Source organism: Erwinia phyllosphaerae (assembly GCF_019132875.1).
Classification (GTDB): Bacteria; Pseudomonadota; Gammaproteobacteria; order Enterobacterales; family Enterobacteriaceae; genus Erwinia; species Erwinia phyllosphaerae.
Window position 1 is genome coordinate 359653 of the sequence record NZ_JAHSPF010000002.1, and the last position, 20801, is coordinate 380453.

General features: G+C 55.6%; 20 protein-coding genes. 14 read left to right on the forward strand and 6 right to left on the reverse strand.

The features are described from left to right. Positions 1-63: 63 nt before the first annotated feature. A complete protein-coding gene (locus tag KUE00_RS05035) occupies positions 64-516 on the forward strand; it encodes a YaiI/YqxD family protein (protein ID WP_246758481.1) in 453 nt (150 codons plus the stop codon). Between the two features lie 122 nt (positions 517-638). On the opposite strand, the gene KUE00_RS05040 is transcribed toward KUE00_RS05035, so the two are convergent. Then, the gene (locus tag KUE00_RS05040; RefSeq protein WP_246758483.1) at positions 639-1361 is read right to left on the reverse strand and encodes a DUF2076 domain-containing protein; all 723 of its coding nucleotides are present in this window, start codon (positions 1359-1361) and stop codon (positions 639-641) included. 299 nt (positions 1362-1660) lie between these two features. Between KUE00_RS05040 and aroL the strand changes: the two genes are divergently transcribed. The 4 genes from aroL (at position 1661) to ppnP (ending at position 3942) form a co-directional block, all read left to right on the forward strand. Further along, positions 1661-2185 (forward strand): shikimate kinase AroL, encoded by a 525-nt coding sequence (aroL, locus tag KUE00_RS05045; protein WP_246758485.1) that lies wholly within the window; start codon positions 1661-1663, stop codon positions 2183-2185. Positions 2186-2310: 125 nt separating this feature from the next. Further along, positions 2311-2502 carry a YaiA family protein gene (locus tag KUE00_RS05050; protein ID WP_246758486.1) on the forward strand — a complete coding sequence of 64 codons (192 nt, stop codon included), beginning with the start codon at positions 2311-2313 and terminating at the stop codon, positions 2500-2502. 387 nt (positions 2503-2889) lie between these two features. Next, a complete protein-coding gene (locus KUE00_RS05055) occupies positions 2890-3597 on the forward strand; it encodes an AroM family protein (RefSeq protein ID WP_246758487.1) in 708 nt (235 codons plus the stop codon). 54 nt (positions 3598-3651) lie between these two features. Further along, positions 3652-3942: a pyrimidine/purine nucleoside phosphorylase gene (gene ppnP / locus KUE00_RS05060; RefSeq protein WP_246758488.1), complete on the forward strand. Its 291-nt coding sequence runs from the start codon at positions 3652-3654 to the stop codon at positions 3940-3942. A gap of 34 nt (positions 3943-3976) precedes the next feature. Here ppnP and rdgC read toward each other — a convergent pair whose 3' ends face one another. Together rdgC and eat are read right to left on the reverse strand one after the other, a co-directional pair. Further along, a complete protein-coding gene (gene rdgC, locus KUE00_RS05065) occupies positions 3977-4888 on the reverse strand; it encodes a recombination-associated protein RdgC (protein WP_246758489.1) in 912 nt (303 codons plus the stop codon). 92 nt (positions 4889-4980) lie between these two features. Beyond that, positions 4981-6345: an ethanolamine permease gene (gene eat / locus KUE00_RS05070; RefSeq protein ID WP_246758677.1), complete on the reverse strand. Its 1365-nt coding sequence runs from the start codon at positions 6343-6345 to the stop codon at positions 4981-4983. Positions 6346-6566: 221 nt separating this feature from the next. Here eat and KUE00_RS05075 point away from each other — a divergent pair, with 221 nt between their 5' ends. Both KUE00_RS05075 and qhpR read left to right on the forward strand, forming a co-directional pair. Further along, positions 6567-7571 carry a phosphotransferase enzyme family protein gene (locus KUE00_RS05075; RefSeq protein ID WP_246758490.1) on the forward strand — a complete coding sequence of 335 codons (1005 nt, stop codon included), beginning with the start codon at positions 6567-6569 and terminating at the stop codon, positions 7569-7571. Between the two features lie 109 nt (positions 7572-7680). Continuing rightward, positions 7681-8709, forward strand: coding sequence for an AraC-like transcriptional regulator QhpR (gene qhpR / locus KUE00_RS05080; protein ID WP_246758678.1), 1029 nt, complete (start codon positions 7681-7683; stop codon positions 8707-8709). On the opposite strand, the gene KUE00_RS05085 is transcribed toward qhpR, so the two are convergent. Then, positions 8706-9107 (reverse strand): cell envelope integrity TolA C-terminal domain-containing protein, encoded by a 402-nt coding sequence (locus KUE00_RS05085; RefSeq protein WP_246758492.1) that lies wholly within the window; start codon positions 9105-9107, stop codon positions 8706-8708. The genes qhpR and KUE00_RS05085 overlap by 4 nt on opposite strands. 238 nt (positions 9108-9345) lie before the next feature. On the opposite strand from KUE00_RS05085, the gene KUE00_RS05090 reads away from it, so the two are divergent. Genes KUE00_RS05090 through KUE00_RS05100 form a run of 3 tightly spaced genes read left to right on the forward strand, consistent with a single transcriptional unit; the run spans position 9346 to position 11035 of the window. Beyond that, positions 9346-10023 (forward strand): CsgG/HfaB family protein, encoded by a 678-nt coding sequence (locus KUE00_RS05090; RefSeq protein ID WP_246758494.1) that lies wholly within the window; start codon positions 9346-9348, stop codon positions 10021-10023. Between the two features lie 11 nt (positions 10024-10034). Beyond that, positions 10035-10388, forward strand: coding sequence for a DUF4810 domain-containing protein (locus KUE00_RS05095; protein ID WP_246758496.1), 354 nt, complete (start codon positions 10035-10037; stop codon positions 10386-10388). Continuing rightward, a complete protein-coding gene (locus KUE00_RS05100) occupies positions 10388-11035 on the forward strand; it encodes a DUF799 domain-containing protein (protein ID WP_246758498.1) in 648 nt (215 codons plus the stop codon). The genes KUE00_RS05095 and KUE00_RS05100 overlap by 1 nt, the downstream gene beginning before the upstream one ends. 38 nt (positions 11036-11073) lie before the next feature. Here the strand turns inward: KUE00_RS05100 and KUE00_RS05105 are convergent, their stop codons facing one another. After that, complete coding sequence (locus KUE00_RS05105; protein WP_246758500.1) at positions 11074-14745, reverse strand: AAA family ATPase; 3672 nt, start codon at positions 14743-14745, stop codon at positions 11074-11076. Next, positions 14742-15959, reverse strand: coding sequence for an exonuclease subunit SbcD (sbcD, locus tag KUE00_RS05110; protein ID WP_246758502.1), 1218 nt, complete (start codon positions 15957-15959; stop codon positions 14742-14744). Before sbcD ends, KUE00_RS05105 begins: the two co-directional genes overlap by 4 nt. Positions 15960-16157: 198 nt before the next feature. Here sbcD and phoB point away from each other — a divergent pair, with 198 nt between their 5' ends. The 4 genes from phoB (at position 16158) to KUE00_RS05130 (ending at position 20643) form a co-directional block, all read left to right on the forward strand. Beyond that, positions 16158-16847, forward strand: a complete 690-nt coding sequence (phoB, locus tag KUE00_RS05115) for a phosphate response regulator transcription factor PhoB (RefSeq protein WP_246758503.1) — start codon at positions 16158-16160, stop codon at positions 16845-16847. Between the two features lie 23 nt (positions 16848-16870). Continuing rightward, entirely contained in the window at positions 16871-18184 is a 1314-nt protein-coding gene (gene phoR, locus KUE00_RS05120) for a phosphate regulon sensor histidine kinase PhoR (RefSeq protein ID WP_246758504.1), read from the forward strand. 17 nt (positions 18185-18201) lie between these two features. After that, positions 18202-19125: a PstS family phosphate ABC transporter substrate-binding protein gene (locus tag KUE00_RS05125; protein ID WP_246758505.1), complete on the forward strand. Its 924-nt coding sequence runs from the start codon at positions 18202-18204 to the stop codon at positions 19123-19125. Positions 19126-19539: 414 nt separating this feature from the next. After that, positions 19540-20643, forward strand: a complete 1104-nt coding sequence (locus tag KUE00_RS05130; RefSeq protein WP_246758506.1) for a cobalamin-independent methionine synthase II family protein — start codon at positions 19540-19542, stop codon at positions 20641-20643. Positions 20644-20801 lie beyond the last annotated feature (158 nt).

The window sequence follows — 20801 nt, forward strand, 5'->3', positions numbered from 1 at the left end:
GTTGCCATTTTTGAAAAGGCAGGCAAGATCGCTGTCAGTATGTGCTGATAAAAGGAAAGGGCGATGCCGGTCTGGGTAGATGCGGACGCATGTCCAAAAGTGATTAAAGAGGTGCTCTACCGTGCGGCGGAGCGTGAGCAAATAATGGTAACGCTGGTCGCCAACCAGTCCTTAAGCGTCCCGCCTTCAAAATTTTTACGTACGCTGCGCGTACCGGCCGGGTTTGACGTGGCGGACAATGAGATTGTTCGTCGTGCAGAGCCTGGCGATTTGGTGATTACCGGCGATATTCCGCTGGCGGCAGAAGTCATGGAGAAAGGGGCCGTGGCGCTGAATCCTCGCGGAGAACGCTATAGCGAAGCCACCATCAGGGAAAGGCTGACGATGCGCGACTTTATGGATACGATGCGGGCAAGCGGCGTGCAGACCGGCGGCCCGGCCACGCTGAGCCAGCGCGATCGCCAGCAGTTTGCCAACGAGCTGGATAAATGGCTACAGGCGCAGAAAGCTAAATAGCCTGTAAAACCGGTATGCCTCAGCGCCTTGAGTAGCACCAGAGGCAAAAAAGGCGGGAAAATCCCGCCTTTTTGTTACTCAATCAACGCCGTTATCTGCTCGGATAAAAGCCTGGAAAGCGGTCAGACAAAGCTGTCGTCGTCAAAATCGTCACTACCAAAATCATCATTGCTGTAGTCGCTGGTGTAATCCTGCGGCAGGCCAGCATCCTGATTCAGAAATGGCGCGTCGGTACCGTTGTTAAAGGTATCCAGATTATTGTCGAAGCTTTCCTGCGGCATCGCCGGTTCGTTAATGATGTTAACGATCTCTTCCGGTTGAGAATGATGGAACATGCTGGTCAGCATATCCGCCATGACCACACCGCCCGCCACGCCAACCGCCGTTTGCAGCGCGCCGCCTAAAAAGCCTCTGGTCGCAGAAGGCGCGGCCGGGGCAGAGTAGGGCTGTTGCTGCGCATTATTCCACGCTGGCTGCTGGTTGTTATTCCAGGATTGCTGCTGTGGCTGCGGCGCATTACCCCAGGGTGAAGATTGTGCCTGCTGCTGCTGCTGCTGACGACCGCCGCCAAAAAGACCCGAAAGAAAGCCGCCGCTGCTTTGCTGTGGCTGCTGCTGCTGTTGGGCCAGCCGGGCTTCCAGTTCACTCACCCGATTGTTTAGCTGCTTCATTGCCGCTTCCTGGATCAGGATTGCCTGCGCCATATAGTAAGGCGCGCCTGGCTGCTGCTGTAGCTGCTGCTGGATCAGTTTTTCCGCCGCCGCGTCGCGCGGGCCAGACTGTGTTTCAGCCTGTTTTAGTCGGCCAAACAGGCTTTCAATTAACTTTTGTTCTTCGCTCTGCATAGGAGATCCTTAATTACGGGCTGTACTGTTTATTTTGGGACAGTTCAGGGGAAAGTAAACGGCCTTCGGGTAAGAAAATGTTGCCGTGCCTTGCGGCTATTTAATGTTCGTGTAACGTTATCATTACACGGTTTTTATTGTTTACGATCAATGACATGTTCTATTGATAACGGGAGAAGGGTGTAAAGAAAAAGTGACTACTGGTGAGCAGAAAGAATTCTCGGTATGATGCCCGGCACACATTATTAACGCCTGTCGCTATCAAAATAGCCCGTATGTAGCGCTGAGGAGCACTTGTTATGTCCTTACCCATTTATCTTATCGGCGCACGCGGCTGCGGAAAAACTACCGTTGGTCATGCTTTGGCTCAGGTATTGGGTTACGCTTTTTGCGATACCGATAGCCACCTACAGCAGTCTACGGGACGAACCGTGACGGAGATTGTGGCAACGGAAGGATGGGAAGGCTTTCGCCAGCGCGAGTCGCTTTCGCTGCAGGCGGTAACGGCAAAAAATACCGTGATTGCCACCGGCGGCGGCATGGTGCTGGCAGAGCAAAATCGTCAGTACATGCGCGAACAAGGGCAGGTTATCTATTTGCAGGCCGAAGCTGGCGTGCTTGCTGCAAGGCTGGAAGCCTACCCGGAGCAGGCGCAGCGTCCTACGTTGACCGGACGTCCTATCGCAGATGAAATGGTCGAGGTGCTGGCCGCCCGCGAAGCGCTTTACCATCAAGCCGCCCACTACGTGGTCAATGCCATGCAGCATCCGGATGCCGTCATAGAAAAAATTATCAGCCTGCTTTCTCTTGCTCGTGCCAGCTAGCGACGATTTTTCTCAACTTATTCCTGATGTGCAGAGAATTGTCAGCCTTTGTCTATACTTGAAGAACGACAGTTGCCCGCCAGCTTTATTGCGGCCAGCTCTAATTCTTTAAGGAGGGAAGTTGTATGCCAGGCAGACCGCCATATCCTCGTGAAGCGCATGTTGTTCCGATCAAAAAAGGAACGGCTGACAATAGCAAAACATGGTACGAACTGCGTGCCGATCACCCTAAGCCAGATACGTTAATTAGCGAACACGAAAGCGAACAGGAAGCTATTGACGCCAAAGCCCGTTACGAAGACGTCGAAAAAGAGTAGGGCGTGCCGGCAGGGATGCCGCGTGATTCTTTACCCCGACTCAAAAAAGTAATGTAAGCGCTACCATGTAGAGTTCAGGTAATGCTGCTGCCCAAAGGGCAATAAACGTTTCTTTTTCGGGCGGTCAGGAGAAAAGAGAGAGAATTTTTATTTAATTCCTTTATTTTCAATATATTTTGCTGTCTGCTCTTAGAAAATTATCGGCATTAAGGCTTGACCATCCCTGCTCAGCAACCTATTTTCGCTGAACGGTTTTACGAAAAAAGCCTGAAGCTTTCCATCAGCCATCAACTGGACAGACCATTGACCGACATCATCACTACCTTACCTTCCAGCACTGTACAGCCGACTTTTTCCGGAATGAATTCTCTGTTTTCCGGAAGCTTTATGTCGGATATGTTGAATGATGCGGAAAGTAACTTTAAAAAAGTGGCTACCTTAACGTTAGGAAAGGCGCCTCGCAGAGATCTGATTCCTTTGCTGCTGGAACACCTGCCTGAAGAAAATATTGTCCATTTTGGACTGCTTGATGGCCTTTCCATGGCCGAAATCGAGCGTCTGTATGGGCCGGTAGCAGGTGAGAAAATGGCGATGACGCATATGGAAGATGGCTCTTACGTCGTGCTGTCAGCAGCAAAAGTGGAAGCCGCGTTACAGAATCTGATCGGCGAGCTTGAGCGCAAAGGATTTGAAAATATCCTTGTGCTGTGCGCTGGCGAATATAAAGGCCTGAAGACTAAAAACGCCATCCTGCTGGATTCGTACCGCATGCTGCCTCCGCTGGTCGATGCCATTATCGGCGGCCAGCAACCAGGCGTGATGGTTGCGCGGGAAGAGTATCTGGGCGAGCAGGCTTACAAATGGCAGGGCCTGGCCTCTACGCCGTGCTTCGCCGTGGCCAGCCCGTGGGCGATTGATGATGATGAGCTGATTGACGCGGCTTTACAGCTACAGGAGCAGGGCGCAGACGTTCTGGTGCTTGACTGTCTGGGCTATCACCAGCGCCATCGTGACTTTTTACAAAAACTGCTGGGTATTCCCGTTCTGCTTTCCAATGCGTTGCTGGCCAAGCTGGCAGCGGATCTGGTGGATTAACATTGCAGGCGGAAGCCGGCCAATCTGTGTTCTTTACTGGTTAAGGATAGTTTTATGCTCAACGTCAGTGAGTACTTTGAAGGAAAGGTAAAATCCATTGGGTTTGACAGCGCCAGCACCGGCCGCGCCAGCGTGGGCGTGATGGCTGAAGGTGAATACACCTTTGGCACCGGCCAGCCGGAAGAGATGACCGTCGTGAGTGGATCGCTGAAGGTGCTGCTGCCGGAAGAAACCGAATGGCGCCATTATGAACCAGGCGAAGTTTTTCACGTGCCGGGCCACAGCGAATTCCACCTGCAGGTTGCCGAGCCTTCCGCCTATCTGTGCCGCTATCTGAAAGATTAAAAGAAAAAGGCCGGGGATCCGGCCTTTTTTACGCTTAACGCTGCGCTTCGCCGCCCAGCGCTTCTATGGTGTTGCTTATCAGCGCGGTCAGTTCACCTGTCATCAGAATGAAGTCCGCATCAAAGCGTGCCGCCACGTCTTCTCTGTCGATATCATCATTCTGTTCGCGCAGCGTGTCGGCAAACTTCAGCCGCTTCAGAGAGCCATCATCAGACAGCACCAGCTGAACGCGTTCCTGCCAGTCCAGCGCCAGCTTAGTCACCAGCTTGCCCGCTTCGATATGATTGGCGATCTCATCACAAACCAGATCCTGCTTTTTACAGCGGATCACGCCGCCATCTTCCAGCAGCGCCTTCAGTTCGGCCTCATCCATCAGCGCAAAGCCTGCTGGCGTCTCGCCGGAGCGTACCCATTCCGTCAGCGTCAGCTCAATCGGGCTTTCCAGCGTCAGCGGCACCACCGGCAAAGACCCCAGGCTTTTACGCAGCAGCGCCAGCGTATCTTCCGCTTTTTTAGCGCTGGCGCAGTCGACCATAATCATGTTGTTAACGGTGTCGATCCACAAAAAAGTCTGGCTGTAGCGGCTGAAGGCGCGCGGCAACAGGCTGTGTAATACTTCATCCTTCAGCGAATCCTTTTCCGTCTTCTTCAGCTTGCGCTGCTGTTCCGCTTCCAGCTTGCCGATTTTGGCTTCCAGTGCCTGTTTAATCACGGGCGACGGCAGGATTTTTTCCTCTTTGCGAGCGCAAATCAGGATCTGGCCGTTATTGACGTGCGTCAGCGCATCGCTTTTCGGGCCCATTGGCGAAACCCAGCCGGTTTTCGCCATGTCCTGACTGCCGCAGGGAGTGAAAGAGAATGCCTCAAGTTGTTTTTCCATTTCGTCTGCCGCCAGCGGGATCTCGCGATTCAGACGATATACCATCAAATTTTTAAACCACAGCATTGTACTTTCCCTCTCCGGCGCGCCATGCGCGCTTATTCAAAGTCAGCGCGCATGATAGCGAATCGGCGACGGGGTTTCATTGCCTTTCCGCGTTATTCTCCCGCCAGCATGGCATCACGCGGCGCGCTGGCACGCTGGCTTTTGGTCAGCAGGAAATAGCCGTAGCCTGCTGCCATAAACAGCACAAAAATGCCGCCGATAACCGGATTAAACCAAAGCATTGCCACCAGGCAGACCAGCGCCAGCACGAGCGCAATGCCGGGGACAACAGGATAGCCGGGTGCGCGGAAGCTGCGTTCCAGCTGTGGTGCCGTGCGGCGCAGGCGGAACAGGCTGAGCATGCTCATCAGATACATCACGATAGCGCCAAAGACGGCCATGGTAATCATCGCCGCCGTCAGCGTCATGCCCTGCAGATTAATCCAGCCGTCGCTAAAAATCGCGGCGATGCCAATCACGCCGCCTGCGATAATAGCGCGATGTGGCGTCTGGAAACGGGAGAGCTTTGCCAGTCCGGCAGGCAAATAGCCCGCACGTGAAAGCGCAAAGAACTGGCGTGAATAGCCCAGAATAATCCCGTGAAAGCTGGCGATCAGGCCAAATAAACCGATCCATACCAGCATGTGCATCCAGTTAGAATGTTCGCCGACGATCATTTTCATCGCCTGCGGCAGCGGGTCGTTGATATCGGACAGCTTGCGCCAGTCGCCCGCGCCGCCCGCCAGCAACATCACGCCAATCGCCAGCACCACCAGCGTCAAAATACCGGCGATATAGGCTTTGGGAATGGTACGCTTGGGATCTTTGGCTTCTTCGGCCGCCATCGCTGCCCCTTCAATCGCCAGGAAAAACCAGATGGCGAAAGGAATGGCGGCAAAAATGCCTGAAACCGCCGGCATACCGAAACTGTCGCCGCCCGACCAGCCGTGCGCCGCAAAGTTAGTCAGGCTAAAGCCCGGTGCGACTACGCCCATAAACACCAGCAGTTCGATGACCGCCAGCACGGTGACGACCAGTTCAAACATCGCCGCCAGCTTTACGCCAAGGATGTTTAGCGTCATAAACACCAGATAGGCCCCGACCGCCGCATATTTAGGGTTCAGGTCCGGATACTGCACGTTAAGGTAAGCGCCGATGGCCATGGCAATGGCCGGTGGAGCAAACACAAACTCAATCAGCGTAGCCATACCGGCAATTAATCCGCCGGTTTCACCAAAGGCGCGGCGGCTATAGGCGAAAGGGCCGCCCGCGTGCGGAATGGCGGTAGTCAGCTCGGTAAAGCTGAAAATAAAACAGGTATACATGGTGGCAATCAGCGCCGTGGTGACCAGGAACCCCATCGTGCCCGCCACGCCCCAGCCGTAGCTCCAGCCAAAATATTCCCCGGAAATCACTAAACCTACCGCAATGCCCCACAGATGTATCGTGCCCAGAGTGGGCTTTAGCCTGGTTGTCATCATTACTCTTCCCGCCAGTTAGTGTCAGTCGATAATGCAGCCGACGCCGTCAGGAAACTTGACGCGGGCATAAGGATTTTTGCGCTCTGCTGTCAAACCAGAAGCAAAAAAAGTGCCTGCTGTCTTCTGCGGTCAAAAGAGTGCGGCCTGCGGTCAGGCAGATCGGGAGGCGTCGCGCCATGCTGGCATCAGGTCGTTACCTTTTTTCCGGAGACAGAAATATGACAGCCAGCCAATATGACAATCTTGACGGCAGCACGCTGCTGGCGCTTGCACAGCAGGCGATAACGCGTTATCCGGCAGCGCTCCAGGGCAAAATCAGCCTGCTTTGTCGGTCGGAAAACGCCACTTTTCTGCTTGAAGCGGCCGGAAAACGCTATGCGCTACGCCTGCATCGCGGCAACTATCATCAGCGCGCGGATATAGAAAGCGAGCTTCAGTGGCTGGACGCGCTACGTGAAACGGGCATTGTGGTACCGCAGGCGATCGTGGACAGAGAAGGACAAAGGATCCAGGATTTGACCTTGCAGGACGGTAGCGTACGGCATGCCGTTCTTTTTGACTGGATTGAAGGCGACATGCCGGGAACGGATGTCGATCCGCGCGCTTTCCAGCAGCTGGGCCGCATTACGGCGCAACTGCACCAGCACAGCAAAAGCTGGCATAAACCGGCTGGCTTTCAGCGCATTATCTGGGATCATCAGACAATGGTCAGCCCGCAAAGCCACTGGGGCGACTGGCGTGATGCGCCAGGCCTGCGCCGCAGCGATGACGCCGTAGTAGAAGAGGCGATTGCTCGTGCAGGCAGCGAGCTGGACGCGTTTGGCAAAGATCCCTCCCGCTATGGTTTGATCCACGCGGATCTTCGGTTAACTAATCTGTTGCTGCATAAAGGCGAAACGCGGGTGATCGATTTTGATGACTGCGGCATGGGCTGGTATCTGCACGATCTTGCAGCAGCCATTAGCTTCGTGGAGCACCATCCTCGTGCAGCACAGTGGGTCGAGAACTGGATCAAAGGCTACGAACAGGTTGCCCATATCAGCGATAAGGAACTGGAGATGGTGCCGACGCTGCTGATCCAGCGCCGCATTCAGCTGCTGGCCTGGGTAGGTTCCCACCGGCAAACGGAGATGGCGCTTAGCCTGGGGCCACAGTGGGCAGACCACTCGGTGCGGCTATGCCATCGCTATCTTGAAACCAGCGAGCTGCCGATCGGTGCCTGAGGGTTTCTCGCCCGCCCGTCAGAGCTGGTATGAAAATTGCTGAGTTAAGCAGTATGTTTTCTGCAGCGGGGCAATAATCATGGAAAGCGGAGTCATTAAACAGCCTGAAATGACGGCGGCGCTTAACGCCAGTTTTGCCAGCCATCGCGGCGTACTGGCCGCCGCCGCCAGTGGCCTGAGCGAGTTTATTGCTGAAAAAGGCGGTGACGCCGACAGGATTTTTGGCGTCAGCGGCATCGATCCCGAGCAGCTGGCCAGCCCGACCATGAGCCTGGGGCTGGTGAACTATTGCCGGGTGATGGAAGAGGCGGCGCGCTGTTCAGGCTTCGATAATTTTGGCCTGCACTACGGCAGGCAGTTTAAGCCGCAGTCGCTGGGCCTGATTGGCTATGTCGGGCTTTGTTCCGCCACGCTGGAGCAGGCGCTGCACAACGTGGTAAATGCTTTCCCCTGGCACCAGCACGATACGCTGACGCGGCTGACCGACAAGGGCGACTGCTGGCGTCTGGACTATCAGGTTCGTCATGGCGCTATTCTGTGCCGCCGTCAGGACGCGGAGCTGACGTTGGGCATGTTTATGAATCTTATTCGCCACGTTGCCGGTAAAAGCTGGGCACCGCGCGAAGTCCACTTTGAGCATCCACGCCCTGAACAGTGGCACGAGCACTGCAAAGTATTCGATGCGCCAGTCTGGTTCGATCAGCCTTTTAATTCTTTGGTGATCCCTAAGAAGGATCTGCTGCGCGCGATGCCGGAAAGCGATCCCGTTTTGTTAACCGTGATGCAGGATGCCATTCGCCGTCTTAACAGCACGACCTCACAGCAAAGCATTGTCGATCAGGCGCGCTCGCAGGTGCATCTGATGCTGATGCAGGGCGAACCCGCACTGCCGGAGGTGGCGGAAAAGATGGGCATGTCAAGCTGGTCGCTACAGCGTCGCCTGCGCAGCGAAAATCTGAGCTTTACCCTGCTGGTGGATCAGGTGCGCTGCGAGATGGCAACCTGGTATCTGCAACAGCGGCAGCTGCCCGTTTCTGAAATGGCGCTATTGCTGGGTTACTCTGAAGTCAGCGCCTTTTCGCGGGCTTTCCGCCGCTGGTTTGGCGTCAGCCCGCGGCAGTGGCGCCAGGCCAGCTAGTCCGGCTTAAAATCCAGCACCATCGTGGCGGGCAGGTTCTCTGGCGGCGGCGGCAGGTTTTTGGCGCTGCTAATCACGCCCCAGGTTTTCAGACACAGCTGTTCGTCCCCGGCCGTGCTCTGCACGTTGTAGCGGCCATTCTGGCCCCAGCCGATAGTCACCGCACATTCGCGTCCGTGATAGCGGTGCGCATCATAAAAATTGCGCTGGATCCCGTACTGCATCTGTGCAAAGTAAGCGCAGTGTTCATCTTTACTCTGGCTACAGTTTTTTTGCGCCCACTGCTGCATTTCCTGCGGCGTGGCGGCGACCAAAGGCGGCTCTGTGCGGCTCTGACAGGCCGCCAGCAGCAGCGTTAAAAGCGCCAGCGCGCCCGTTTTAATTTTCGCCGATGACATTTTCTTCCCATGATTACTAAAGAATTTCTGATGAAAGCCGATAGTTTACCCTGTTAGCGTCAGGCTGACAGCGTATTCCGGCGGCCGTAAGCTATTTACAGATTATTCACCAGGCATCCTGGCAGGAATAATTAATTTTTTGTAATGGGGGCCGCAAATATTATCCAGAACTTTTGGCCTGATCCCTGTATTCTGTGCGCGAAGTCTGGATATGTTTTAATTCATGGAAAAGAAAAGAATGAAATTTCACACTAACCTTGTTGCATGCTCTTTATTAGGCTGCACGCTTCTTAGCGGCTGCGCCACTGAATCTTCCCGCGCGATTGAAGCTCCCCAGGTGGCCGCTGCCAGCCAGCCGGTTTACCAGGGCGTAAAAAGCCCTGTCGCCGTGGGCAAATTCGATAATCGCTCCTCTTATATGAACGGCATTTTTTCGGACGGCGTAGATCGTCTGGGCAATCAGTCTAAAACCATCCTTATTACCCACCTGCAGCAGACCGGCCGCTTTAACGTGCTGGATCGCGCCAATCTTGATGAGCTAAAGACCGAAGCGGGCTATAAGCACAGCGTACAATCCGTTAAAGGTGCCGATTACGTTATTACCGGCGATATCACCGAGTTCGGTCGCAAAGAGGTTGGCGATCAGCAGCTGTGGGGCATTCTGGGACGCGGCAAAACTCAGGTCGCTTACGCAAAAGTTAACCTGAACGTAGTGGATGTCGCTACCTCGGAAGTGGTCTATTCCGTACAGGGCGCGGGCGAATACGCCTTATCTAACCGTGAAGTTATTGGCTTTGGCGGCACCGCCAGCTATGACTCGACGCTTAACGGCAAAGTCATGGATCTGGCCGTACGTGAAGCGGTCAATCATCTGGTCAACGGCCTGCAGTCTGGTGCGTGGCGCCCGGTTAAATAACGGAGAAAATAATGCGTTTATTAAAAGTAACCGGCATGCTGGCGACGGCACTGCTGATGACTGCCTGCGCGCAGAAAAAAGAAACTGTCTATTACTGGGGCGACTATCAGTCCTCCCTTTATAGCGCCTGGCAGAACGGCAGCGCGCCGGAAAAAGATATTGCCACATTAAATAAAGTTATTGAGCAGGCAAAAGCGAAAAATAAACCGCTGCCGCCCGGGCTGCATGCTCAGCTGGGTCTGCTTTATGTCAATGCCGGCCAGCCGGATAAAGCTTTCCAGCAGTTTACCAATGAGAAAATCGCCTTTCCCGAATCTTCGGCCTATATGGATTTCCTGATGCGTAATAAGCAGGGAGCAAAATAATGAAAAAGCTTTTCGCCTTTATCGCGCTGCTGGCTGTGATGACGCTGACCGGCTGTGCAAAGAAAGCGCCATACGATTACAGCGCGTTTCGCGCCAGTAAACCCGCCTCCATTCTGGTACTTCCTGCGCAAAACAGCACGCCGGACGTTAATGCGGCGCACAGCTTTGTTTCGCTGGTGACGCAGCCGCTGGCGGAATCCGGCTATTACGTTTTCCCGGTTGCGGTGGTTGAAGAAACCTTTAAACAGAACGGCTTAACTAACGCTGCTGATATCCAGAACGTACCAACGCAAAAGCTGCATGCTATTTTCAACGCCGACGCGGCGCTGTACATCGATATCACCGATTACGGCACCAAATACATGGTTGTAGACAGCACAACGCTTGTGTCGGCCACGGCGAGGCTAGTGGATCTGCGCAGCGGCAAGCAAATCTGGAGCGGGCTGGCTGCGGCTTCCGATAATGAAGGCAACAACAACAACCAGTCGCTGCTTGGCATGCTGGTGGGTGCCGCCATTAACCAGATCGCCAGTAACGTAACGGATAAGGCGCACGACATCGCGGCCATTACCAGTGCGCGTCTGCTGACGGCTGGTGACGACGGCGCCATCCTGCCTGGCCCACGGGCTAAGGCTGTAAAACCCTAGGTTGCCGGACAGAGGGCACCTGTCGGTGCCCTTATTTTTTAAGCTTCTGGCACTTCCAGCCTGCTGTAGCCCAGCCCGTTAACTTTCCTCACTTTGATCTGCACCGGAATACGCTCTTTCATCGCTTCGACATGGCTGATAACGCCAATCGTTTTGCCGCTGGCATTCAGCGCGTCCAGCGCGTCCAGCGCGCCGTCCAGCGTGGCGGCATCCAGCGTGCCGAAACCTTCGTCCAGAAACAGCGATTCAATGCGCGTTTTGTGGCTAACCAGATCGGAAAGCGCCAGCGCCAGCGCCAGGCTTACCAAAAAGCTTTCGCCGCCGGAAAGGGTACGCGTATCGCGCAGGGCGTCAGCTTGCCAGGTATCGACCACCTGTAACTCCAGCGCCTCCTGCGATTTACGCTGTAGCAGATAGCGACCGTGCAGCCGGTTTAGCTGGTTGTTCGCCAGCCAGACAAGGTGATCCAGCGTCAGGCCCTGGGCAAACTTACGGAACTTATCGCCTTCTTTCGAACCGATTAGCTGGTTCAGGTAGCTCCAGTCTTCCAGCTGCTGCGTTTCCTGCTCGATAGTGGTCAGCAGCTGCTTTTGCTGCTCGCGCCGCTGCGCATCGCTGGTAAGCTGCTGCTGCGCTTCGCCCTGCTGGAGCGCATTTTCCCTTAGCTGCCGGGCGAGGTTCTCTATTGTGGCAGGCAAGGTTTGCGGATCCTCCGGCATCGCCTGCGGTTTTTCTGCCAGCGCCGCCAGGTTTTTTTCCGCCTGGCTAAGAAGCGCGGCGGCCTGCTGAAGCCGCTGTTCATGTGTTTTTTGCAGGGTTTGCAGGCGCAAGAGCTCCGTTTCATCCAGTAAAGCCCGGGTGAGGGCCGCTTCGTCGCGGAAATCGCTGGCCAGAAGCGCGGCGTCAAAAGCCTGTTGTGCCTGCGTCAACCGCTGCGTTAGCGCATGAAGCTGCTCAGTCAGTGAATTATGCTGTCCGGTCAGGGTATTTAACTGGTTTTGCCGCTGCTGCCACTGCTGCTGGAGCTGCTGACAGCGTTCAGTATGCTGCTGCGACAGCGTACGAAGCTGCTGCATAACCTCGGCTATCACCTTATCGCCAAATAGTTCCCGGCGCTGTTGGCGTAAAGCGGCCAGCTCTTGTTGCCCACTCTGGCTACGTTTTTCCAGCTCGGTTACCTGCTCCTGCTCGCGGTTGATTTCCGCCAGCAGCGCCTGCTGCTGCGTTGTCAGAGCTGTCAGTTGAGAAGCCAGCTCCGTCAACGTTTGCGCGCGCCTGTTCCACTCTTGCCACTCCTGCTGACGATCGCCAAGCCAGCTTTCGACTCTCTCCGGCTCTGGCGGCACCAGTGCCACCGCAGCCAGCGAGGCGCGTAAGGCTTCGTGCTGCTGCGTTACGCTGTGCTGCTGCGTCGCCAGCGCTTTTTCCTGATCTTCCAGCGCGTTAGTGTAAGTAAGCAGTTGCTGACCGGTTAGCTTTTGCTGCTGCTGGATATCATTAAGCTCGTTTTGCTGGACGGCCAGTTTTTCCTTCTGCTGCTGAAGCAGACGGGCGCTTTGCTGTAGGCTCAGCAGCCGTGCCTGGAAGTCGTCTTCCTGCTTTTCCTGAGCAGTCAGCCAGGCGGCGGTTTGCGTTGTCTCATCAGGCGTGAAGGTAAGATTCAGGGCCTGAACTATCGTTTGCCACTGGTCGCGTAAACGGGCGGCTTCGCTTTCGTTTTCCGCCTGTTCCTGCTGTAGTTTTCCCGACTGTAGCTCGAGGTTTTTGACCTGTTCGCGCCTGGCCGTACCGCGATCTTTCAGCATCTCCACTTCGTTTTTTAGTACTGCAAGACGCTGCTGATTTTCTGAGGGTTTTAGCGCCTGGTATGCCGCCACGGCGGGATGCTGGCAGGAGCCGCACAGCGGGCAGGGCTGCTCAAGCTCCAGCAGGGCGCGGTGCTGCTCCAGATCGGCAATGCGCTGTTCCAGCTCGCAGCGTTTTTCCAGATCCTGCAAATGCTGCTGTTTTTCCTTCCAGCCCGTGCGCAGGTTTTGTAGTTCGAGCTGCGCCTGCTGAAGCTGCTGTTGCAGCGCCTGCTGGCTGGCCTGCTGTTTCTGCATGCGCTGCATCAGCGGCTGCCACTGCGATGCAATCAGCGCCAGGCTCTGCCGCTGCGGCCGCTGCTGATGAAGAGCGGCCAGCGAGGCCTGAAGTTGCTCTTCTGAATGCTGTTGCTGTTGATGAGCAAGCGCCGTCTGCGCTTCGGTTACGCGCAGTCGCGTTTCTTCAAGCTGTAGCTGCTTTGGTTTGGCCTGCTGCTCTGCCTGAGCAAGCTGCGTTCGTAGCTGTTCTGTTGCCTGCTGCTGTTCAAGCTTGCGCTGACGCAGTGCCGCCAGCGCCTGTTCGCTTTGCTGCTGCTGTTCAAAGCGCGCGCGCCACAGCGGCAGTGATTCGCCCCAGCGTGCAAATTGGTCATGCTGCTGCTGCCAGCGTTGATGTTCCTGCTGCTGCGCGGTTTTTTCCGTCTGCTCGCGTTGCGCTTGCTCAAGCACCTGACGCCGCTGCGCAAGAAAAAGTTGGTGATCGCTTACTTCTTTCTGTAGCTGCTGATTCTGCTGCGTCAGCGTGACGATGCTGTTATCCAGCGGCTGCAACCTGTCCGCTATTAAGGCTTCCTGCTGCTGACGATCGGCTTCGTGCTGGAGCCGGGCGGCTTCGGCCGTTTTTAGTTGCCCGTCAAGTGCTGCAAGCTGCTCGCCAAGCTGTTGCTGTTGTTGTTCAATTTGCTGCTGCTGTTCGTTAAGGCGCTGCCTGTCCTGCTGCTGCTGGTTACGCAGGAGCCATTGCGGACGAAGCTTCTCGGCCGGCTCTGCTCGTGCCAGCAGGTTGAGCTGCGGCATTGCTTCTTGCCAGGCCGTTTTCGCCTGCTCGTGCTCCGCTTCCGCCGCTTTTTGGGCGTGTCCCACCGCCTGATACTGCTGGTACCACTGCAGCAGCGACTGCTGGTGCTGATGCTGAGAAGTAAGCGCCTGCTCCTTTGCCAACAGCTGTTCAGACTGGGTGGTAAGCTGCTGAACTTGTTCCTCATCCAGCAGGGCCATCGCGCCAGCCTGCGCCCGTAGCGTCTCCAGCGCGGTTCTGGCGTTTTTGTGCCGCTCAAACACGCTGGCGGAAAGACGACCGTAAATTTCCGTGCCGGTCAGTTCTTCCAGCAGTTCCGCGCGGCTGTTGGCATCGGCGTTAAGAAAAGCGGCAAACTGACCTTGCGAAAGCATCATCGATTTGGTGAAGCGATCGAAGTCCAGGCCGGTCAGCTCGGTAAGCATCTCCAGCTTGTCTTTTACTTTATCCGCGACGATTTTATTGTCTTCACAGCGCGCCAGCTCTACGCGCGGCGCCTGCAGGTTGCCATCCACCGCGCCTCGCGCCCGGTTCTGGCTCCAGAATGCGCGCCAGGCGACGCCTTTCACCTCAAATTCGACTTCAGCCAGGCATTCGGAAGTATCGCGCGTCATTAAATCGTTTTGCGTCTGCGACAGCTTCCCCAGCCGCGACGTTTCGTGATAGAGCGCCAGGCAGATAGCGTCCAGCAGCGTGGTTTTACCCGCGCCGGTTGGCCCGGTAATGGCAAACAGGCCGTTGCTGGCGAAAGGCTCGGCGGTGAAATCAATTTTCCATTCACCTTTTAGCGAGTTGAGGTTTTTAAACCGTAGCGTCAGGATTTTCATGGCTGCTCCTCATCAATCTCGGCCAGCGTCTGGCTGAACAGCAGCGTAGCGCGCGCAATGCGCTGCGGATCTTCTTCTTCTGAAGCCAGGCGGCGTTGAAACACTTCCTCCACGCTCAGCTCGCTCAGGGTCTCGTTATTCTGCCGGTTAATGATGCTGTCGCGCTGTTCGCGGCTGCGGCGCAGCAGCACAACTTCGACCGGCAGTTTTTCAGTCAGCTCCTGAATATGGCGCTGTAGGTCGTTTAGCCAGGTCTGCGAAACAATTTCGATATCCAGCCACACCTGCTGGCCCGTTTCCGGCGGCTGAATCGCTGCCAGCTGCCGTTCAATCTCCGCCAGCGATCCTTTAATCATCTGCATCGGCTGAAAGAGCGGCACCGCCAGCGGCCTGACCTGGCTAAGCTGACCGTCGGCAAAATCGACCATGAAAACGCTTTTTTCACGGCCCAGCTCGTCAAAGCTGAGCGGAATGGGGGAGCCGCTGTAGCGGATGTGCTCCGTATCGGCAATGCGCTGCGCACGATGAATATGACCGAGCGCGATATAGTCCGCTGGCGGAAAAGCCTGGGCGGGAAAAGCGTCCAGCGTGCCGATGTAGATGTCGCGCACCGCATCGCTTTTAGTCACGCCGACGGTGGTCAAATGGCCGGTCGCCACGATGGGCAGCGTGCCGTTCAGTTTCGCACGCATTTCTGTTGCGGCTGCGTAGCTGCGCTGATAGTGGTGGGTGATCGCTTCCAGCAGCGTCTGCTGCTTCTCTCGTCCCGACTGTCCCGCTTTGCTGAGCGTGATATCGCGCGGACGTAAAAAAGGAATGGCGCAAAGCAGCGCGCCCGGCTGGCCGTCGCGACGATTCAGTACCAACACCTGGTCGGCAGGATCTTCGCTGGCGGCGGCAATAACGCGCGTATTCAGGCAGGCCAGCAGCTCGCGGGATTCATTCAGCATGGCTACCGAGTCGTGATTGCCCGCCAGAATAATCAGCTGGCAGCCGGTTTGCTGTAGCCTGACCACAAAGCGGTTATACAGCTCGCGCGCATAGCTGGGCGGCGAACCGGTATCGAAAACGTCGCCGGCCACGATAACGGCATCAACCTGATGCAGCTCAACCTGCGCGACCAGCCACGTCAGAAAAGCCTCGTGCTCCGGCGCACGGCTTTTGGTATAAAAAAACTGGCCCAGATGCCAGTCGGCGGTATGAATGAGTCGCATAGAATCCCTTCAGGATGGCAAAAGCGAAAGGCCGATTATAAACGCCTGGCTAAAAAACCTCAGCTACGCATTTCCATCCTGCTGAAAGTGTTATAAAACTGATGAATGGCTGAGGCTTTTTTCATAAAAGTGTCATAAATCTGACGCATAATGACGCCGCATATCCAGTGACATCCCGTCACAAACGCAGGAGCAATGATGGCTAAGCGCATTCTGGTAGTCGAAGATGAAGCCCCAATCCGTGAGATGTTGTGTTTTGTTCTGGAGCAAAACGACTATCAGCCAATAGAAGCGGAAGATTATGACAGCGCGATCAGCATGTTAATTGAGCCGTGGCCCGATCTGATCCTGCTGGACTGGATGTTGCCAGGCGGCACCGGTATTCAGTTTATCCGTCATTTAAAGCGCGAAGCCATGACCCGCGATATTCCGGTGATGATGCTGACGGCGCGCGGCGAAGAAGAGGATCGCGTGCGGGGCCTGGAAGTGGGGGCTGACGACTATATTATTAAACCTTTTTCACCTAAGGAACTGGTTGCCCGCATTAAAGCGGTGATGCGCCGGATTTCACCAATGGCGGTGGAGGAGGTGATTGAGATCCAGGGCCTGAGCCTGGACCCGTCTTCGCACCGCGTGATGTCGGAAACGCAGCCGCTGGAGATGGGGCCGACCGAATATAAGCTGCTGCACTTCTTTATGACCCATCCCGAGCGCGTCTACAGCCGCGAGCAGTTGCTTAATCATGTCTGGGGCACTAACGTTTACGTGGAAGATCGTACCGTTGATGTGCATATCCGCCGCCTGCGTAAAGCGCTTGAACTGACCGGGCACGATCGTATGGTGCAGACCGTTCGCGGTACGGGCTACCGTTTCTCTGCACGTTACTGATCGTCCCCACTGGAGTTTTCACCGTGCTGGAACGCCTCTCCTGGAAGAGATTGCTGCTTGAGCTGCTGCTCGCCTGTCTGCCAGCGCTGATTATCGGTCTGCTCACCGGCTATCTGCCGTGGCTGCTGCTGCTGGCCGTGCTGGCCGTGCTGGGCTGGCATTTTTCTAACCTGCTTCGTCTTTCCCACTGGCTCTGGATCGATCGCAGTATCACGCCGCCAGCGGGGCGCGGCAGCTGGGAACCGCTCTTCTATGGTCTTTATCAGATGCAGGCGCGTAACCGTCGTCGTCGTCGCGAGCTGGGGCATCTGATTAAACGTTTTCGCAGCGGCGCAGAATCCCTGCCCGATGCGGTGGTGCTGACCACGGAAGAGGGCACCATCTTCTGGTGTAACGGCCTGGCGCAGCAGCTGTTGGGACTGCGCTGGCCGGAAGATAACGGACAGAATATTTTAAATCTGCTGCGCTATCCGGAATTTACTCACTACCTGCGCGATCGCGATTTTTCTCGCCCTTTAACCCTGGTGCTGAACAGCCATCGTCATCTGGAATTTCGGGTAATGCCCTACAGCGAAGGCCAGTGGCTGCTGGTATCGCGTGACGTCACGCAAATGCATCAGCTGGAAGGCGCGCGCCGTAACTTCTTCGCCAACGTCAGCCACGAACTACGCACGCCGCTTACCGTGCTGCAGGGCTATCTGGAGATGATGAGCGATGCGGTGCTGGAAGGCCCTTCGCGGGACAAAGCGCTGCACACTATGCAGGAACAAACGCGCCGCATGGATGCGCTGGTTAAGCAGCTGCTGACGCTTTCAAGGATTGAAGCGGCACCCGCGCTGGATTTGCAGGAAAAAGTGGATGTGCCGCTGATGCTGCGACTGTTACAGCGCGAGGCGGAGACGCTTAGCCAGGGGCGGCACGATATTCATTTCTCTTTCGATCCGCATCTGCGGGTGTTTGGTAATGATGAACAGCTGCGCAGCGCCATTTCCAACCTGGTTTACAACGCCGTTAACCATACGCCGGAAGGCACGCGCATTGATATCAGCTGGCAAAAAACGGCGCAGGGGGCGCTGTTTAAAGTGAAGGATAACGGGCCTGGTATTGCTGCGGAACACATTCCTCGTCTGACCGAACGCTTTTACCGGGTTGATAAGGCCCGTTCCCGGCAGACCGGCGGCAGCGGGCTGGGGCTGGCCATCGTCAAGCACGCGCTTGGTCATCATAATACGCGGCTGGAGATCGCCAGCCAGCCGGGTAAAGAGACCAGTTTTAGCTTCTTACTGCCGGCAAGGTTGATCGTGAGTGAGCAATTGACTCAGAATGCGGTTCACTGAGCGAGCGGACAAGATTAATGAAAAAGTTACTTTTGGCTTTTATGCTGCTGTGTTGCGTAAAAGCCGGGGCGGCCGAGGGGATGCTGTCTGGCAACCTTAGCAGCGTGGGATCAGACACGTTAGGCAATCTGATGGCGCTGTGGGCAGAAAGTTTTAACCGCCAGTATCCGGGCGTCAACGTGCAGATTCAGGCTGCGGGTTCGTCTACCGCGCCAACGGCATTGTCGGCAGGCGCAGCGCAGCTGGGCGCGATGAGTCGGCCAATGCAGGCCGTTGAGCGCCAGCTGTTTGAAAAACGCTATGGCTATGCGCCGCTGGCCGTGCCGGTGGCGCTGGATGCCTTAGTGGTGGTGGTAAACCAGGATAATCCGCTTGAGAGGATAAACGCTCAGCAGCTCGACGCTATTTTTTCCGTTACCCGCCGCTGCGGCGCAGACTTCACCGTCCATAGCTGGGGCGATTTACAGTTAAAACAACCGGCGTGGCAGCATCGGCCGCTACAGCGTTTTGGCCGTAACTCGGCGTCCGGCACCTGGGGCTTTTTCCGTCAGCAGGCATTATGCAACGGCGATTTCCGTAATGATGTCGGTGAATACCCTGGATCGGCGGCCGTCATTCAGGCGGTAGCGAGCACGCTGAACGGCATCGGCTACGCCAGCATGGGCGCGCATCTGACGGGAGTAAAAACGCTGCTGGTTTCGCCCGACGGCGTTAACTGGATAGCGCCTGGCGTCGCCAGTATTCGCAGCGGACGCTATCCCTATGCCCGCCCGCTTTATATCTATGTGAATAAAGCGCCGGGTCAGCCGCTTGAGCCATTGACCAAAGCTTTCCTACAGCATGCGCTGTCGCCGCAGGGGCAGGCACTGGTGCGGCAGGCGGGCTATCTGCCGCTCTCTGATGAGCAGCTCAACAGGGTCAGGGCGATGATCGGCGAGTAAGGCTGGCTGTTATGCTCTGTCCGTTATAATTGCTGAATCCGCTGTATCCTGTACGTGTTTGCTGCTCTTGTCCGTATCCACCTTATCTTGCATATATCCGCTGCGGCCCGCCCGTAGCGGTTTTGCCAGTTTCCGTTACGCCTTGCCCATAGTGGTTTTGCCAGTTTCCGTTACGCCTTGCTCGTAGCGGTTTTGCCAGTTTCCGTTACGCCTGCTCATAGCGGTTTTATACCGGCTTCTTCACATCAACATGAATTTTTTTCATGTAATGTGAAATTTCTTCGTTTGCCGTTAAATCTTTCTCATGACATTCTTACTTCCAGCCATTTAGACATCCAGAAGTCTGGTGATGTTTAAAGATAACACTTTTACCGTTAAATGATGTGCCCGTCCGCAGGCCAGGAGTGACCGAAAATGCAAAGAGAATCAGCCCAGTATCGCGCCGAAGTTGTTGGCAGTTTCCTGCGTCCTGCTGCGATTAAACAGGCTCGCGAACAGTTTCAGACAGGTGAAATCGACGCCGCCGCGCTGCGCCAGATTGAAGATGAAGCCATCCGTGACGTGGTTGAGCAACAGCGCGCCAGCGGGCTGAAAGTGGTTACCGACGGCGAATTCCGCCGCGCGTGGTGGCACTTTGATTTCTTCGACGGCCTGGAAGGCGTAGAGCGTTATGAGGCGGAGCAGGGTATTCAATTCAACGGCGTGCAGACCAAGGCTCGCGGCGTGAAGGTGACCGGCAAGCTGGGCTTTGGCAATCATCCCATGCTGGAAGATTTTCGTTTCCTGAAAAGCATCAGCGGCGACGCTATTCCAAAAATGACCATCCCAAGCCCGAGCGTACTGCATTTTCGCGGTGGTCGTAAGGTTATTGACGCCAACGTTTATCCGGACCTGAAAGAGTATTTTAACGATCTGGCGCTGACGTACCGTGCGGCCATTAAAGGCTTTTATGAGGCGGGCTGCCGTTATCTACAGCTGGACGATACCGTCTGGGCCTATTTATGTTCTGAAGATCAAAAGCGTCAGATACGCGAACGCGGTGACAATCCGGAAGAGCTGGCTAACATTTATGCGCAGGTACTGAACAAAGCGCTGGAAGGCAAACCGGAAGATATGACCGTAGGCCTGCACGTTTGTCGCGGCAACTTCCGCTCAACGTGGATTTCTGAAGGCGGCTATGAGCCGGTGGCGGAGATCCTTTTCGGCACGGTGAAGGTCGACGCCTTCTTCCTGGAATATGACAATGAGCGTTCTGGCGGTTTTGAGCCGCTGCGCTTTGTCAGGCCGGGCAAGCAGCAGGTTGTGCTGGGCCTGATCACCACGAAAAACGGTGAGCTGGAAGAGGCGGAAACGGTGAAAAAGCGCATTAACGAGGCGGCACAGTTTGTCAGCCTGGAGCAGATTTGCCTGAGCCCGCAGTGCGGCTTTGCCTCGACGGAAGAGGGCAACAGCCTGACGGAAGAGCAGCAGTGGGCCAAGCTGCGTCTGGTTGTCGATATCGCTAAACAGGTCTGGTAAGCCAGGCAAATAATGCAAAAGGCGCGTTTATACGCGCCTTTTGTGCATCCAGCGGTAAATTCGTGCAGAAAATAACGCCGCAAAGCGCAAAAAAGATACAAATCATGTAAGGCATCCAGCCGTTAAACCAGACTTATTAACTGGTGTGTACTATTTCT

Excerpts from the sequence above, each read along its gene's own strand:
- KUE00_RS05035 (WP_246758481.1), top strand. The coding sequence starts at position 64 with ATGCCGGTCTGGGTAGATGCGGACGCATGTCCAAAAGTGATTAAAGAG.
- KUE00_RS05040 (WP_246758483.1), bottom strand. The coding sequence starts at position 1,361 with ATGCAGAGCGAAGAACAAAAGTTAATTGAAAGCCTGTTTGGCCGACTA.
- aroL (WP_246758485.1), top strand. The coding sequence starts at position 1,661 with ATGTCCTTACCCATTTATCTTATCGGCGCACGCGGCTGCGGAAAAACT.
- KUE00_RS05050 (WP_246758486.1), top strand. The coding sequence starts at position 2,311 with ATGCCAGGCAGACCGCCATATCCTCGTGAAGCGCATGTTGTTCCGATC.
- KUE00_RS05055 (WP_246758487.1), top strand. The coding sequence starts at position 2,890 with ATGTCGGATATGTTGAATGATGCGGAAAGTAACTTTAAAAAAGTGGCT.
- ppnP (WP_246758488.1), top strand. The coding sequence starts at position 3,652 with ATGCTCAACGTCAGTGAGTACTTTGAAGGAAAGGTAAAATCCATTGGG.
- rdgC (WP_246758489.1), bottom strand. The coding sequence starts at position 4,888 with ATGCTGTGGTTTAAAAATTTGATGGTATATCGTCTGAATCGCGAGATC.
- eat (WP_246758677.1), bottom strand. The coding sequence starts at position 6,345 with ATGACAACCAGGCTAAAGCCCACTCTGGGCACGATACATCTGTGGGGC.
- KUE00_RS05075 (WP_246758490.1), top strand. The coding sequence starts at position 6,567 with ATGACAGCCAGCCAATATGACAATCTTGACGGCAGCACGCTGCTGGCG.
- qhpR (WP_246758678.1), top strand. The coding sequence starts at position 7,681 with ATGACGGCGGCGCTTAACGCCAGTTTTGCCAGCCATCGCGGCGTACTG.
- KUE00_RS05085 (WP_246758492.1), bottom strand. The coding sequence starts at position 9,107 with ATGTCATCGGCGAAAATTAAAACGGGCGCGCTGGCGCTTTTAACGCTG.
- KUE00_RS05090 (WP_246758494.1), top strand. The coding sequence starts at position 9,346 with ATGAAATTTCACACTAACCTTGTTGCATGCTCTTTATTAGGCTGCACG.
- KUE00_RS05095 (WP_246758496.1), top strand. The coding sequence starts at position 10,035 with ATGCGTTTATTAAAAGTAACCGGCATGCTGGCGACGGCACTGCTGATG.
- KUE00_RS05100 (WP_246758498.1), top strand. The coding sequence starts at position 10,388 with ATGAAAAAGCTTTTCGCCTTTATCGCGCTGCTGGCTGTGATGACGCTG.
- KUE00_RS05105 (WP_246758500.1), bottom strand. The coding sequence starts at position 14,745 with ATGAAAATCCTGACGCTACGGTTTAAAAACCTCAACTCGCTAAAAGGT.
- sbcD (WP_246758502.1), bottom strand. The coding sequence starts at position 15,959 with ATGCGACTCATTCATACCGCCGACTGGCATCTGGGCCAGTTTTTTTAT.
- phoB (WP_246758503.1), top strand. The coding sequence starts at position 16,158 with ATGGCTAAGCGCATTCTGGTAGTCGAAGATGAAGCCCCAATCCGTGAG.
- KUE00_RS05125 (WP_246758505.1), top strand. The coding sequence starts at position 18,202 with ATGAAAAAGTTACTTTTGGCTTTTATGCTGCTGTGTTGCGTAAAAGCC.
- KUE00_RS05130 (WP_246758506.1), top strand. The coding sequence starts at position 19,540 with ATGCAAAGAGAATCAGCCCAGTATCGCGCCGAAGTTGTTGGCAGTTTC.